At 56.8% G+C, this 1,184-nt stretch carries 1 rRNA gene; it reads left to right on the forward strand.

Features of this window, described 5'->3' with window-relative positions:
* Positions 1–1,184 (forward strand): 23S ribosomal RNA (locus ACFWF2_RS33610); the annotation flags it as partial.

Consider the following 1,184-nt stretch of genomic DNA (forward strand, 5'->3'; position numbering starts at 1 on the left):
GGTGGGGTGATGGCGTGCCTTTTGAAGAATGAGCCTGCGAGTCATCGGTGTGTGGCGAGGTTAACCCGTGTGGGGTAGCCGTAGCGAAAGCGAGTCCGAATAGGGCGCCCTGAGTCGCACATTATGGACCCGAAGCGGAGTGATCTACCCATGGCCAGGGTGAAGCGACGGTAAGACGTCGTGGAGGCCCGAACCCACTTAGGTTGAAAACTGAGGGGATGAGCTGTGGGTAGGGGTGAAAGGCCAATCAAACTCCGTGATAGCTGGTTCTCCCCGAAATGCATTTAGGTGCAGCGTCACGTGTTTCACGCCGGAGGTAGAGCTACTGGATGGCCTAGGGGGCCCACAAGCTTACCGAAGTCAGCCAAACTCCGAATGCCGGTGTGTGAGAGCGTGGCAGTGAGACTGCGGGGGATAAGCTTCGTAGTCGAGAGGGAAACAGCCCAGATCGCCGGCTAAGGCCCCTAAGCGTGTACTAAGTGGAAAAGGATGTGGGGTCGCTTAGACAACCAGGAGGTTGGCTTAGAAGCAGCCACCCTTGAAAGAGTGCGTAATAGCTCACTGGTCAAGTGATCCTGCGCCGACAATGTAGCGGGGCTCAAGTACACCGCCGAAGCCGCGGCATTCAGACATTAGATCGCCTTCGGGCCAGTCGTCTGGATGGGTAGGGGAGCGTCCTGTAGCCGTGGAAGCAGCGGAGTGATCCAGCTGTGGAGGCTACGGGAGTGAGAATGCAGGCATGAGTAGCGAAAGACGAGTGAGAAACTCGTCCGCCGAATGACCAAGGGTTCCTGGGCCAGGTTAATCCGCCCAGGGTGAGTCGGGACCTAAGGCGAGGCCGACAGGCGTAGTCGATGGACAACGGGTTGATATTCCCGTACCCGTGTATCCGCGCCAAATATCGAATCAGTGGTACTAACTGTCCAAATGTTCTCTTATCGAGCCTTCGGGTGAGAGGGAGGATTGCTGCACGGGACCTTCGCTGTAGTAGGTAAGCGATGGGGTGACGCAGGAAGGTAGCTGGGCCAGGTGATGGAATACCTGGTGTAAGCCTGTAGGGCGTTGTGTAGGCAAATCCGCACAACATGTAGCCTGAGAGGTGATGCGTAGCCGTTGTGGTGAATTCAGTGATCCTATGCTGCCGAGAAAAGCCTCTAGTGAGTTGGTACACGGCCCGTACCCCA

This window comes from Nocardia sp. NPDC060259 (genome assembly GCF_042728775.1).
Lineage (GTDB): Bacteria > Actinomycetota > Actinomycetes > Mycobacteriales > Mycobacteriaceae > Nocardia.